Genomic DNA, 259 nt, shown 5'->3' with positions numbered 1-259 from the left:
GTTGTTCGCGGACGGGACGTGGGCGGTGGATCATGCGCAGGGGCCTCTGGCGCCGGTGGAGAAACGCTGGGTGCAGACCTACACACAACGCCGGAAACGTCGGGCGGAGCGGGCAGCGGCCCGCGCGGCGGCGCAGGAGTTCGAGGACTACCAGGAAGATGCGCAGGCCCGGGCGCAGGAGGCCGGCACCGGCACCGACCCACCGGAGGACACCGATCCGGGCCGGGCCCCACCCGAGTAACAGCTGCACCCCGGGCAC

1 pseudogene is annotated in these 259 nt (G+C 73.0%); it reads left to right on the top strand.

Annotated features, from left to right (window positions below):
- Positions 1-241, top strand: a pseudogene (locus NYP18_RS15350) (HNH endonuclease); the annotation flags it as partial.
- Positions 242-259 lie beyond the last annotated feature (18 nt).

This window comes from Corynebacterium lemuris, assembly GCF_024919295.1.
GTDB classification, from domain to species: domain Bacteria; phylum Actinomycetota; class Actinomycetes; order Mycobacteriales; family Mycobacteriaceae; genus Corynebacterium; species Corynebacterium lemuris.
Note: the sequence above shows the minus strand (reverse complement) of the source record. Positions and strands in the feature narration are given on the sequence as shown.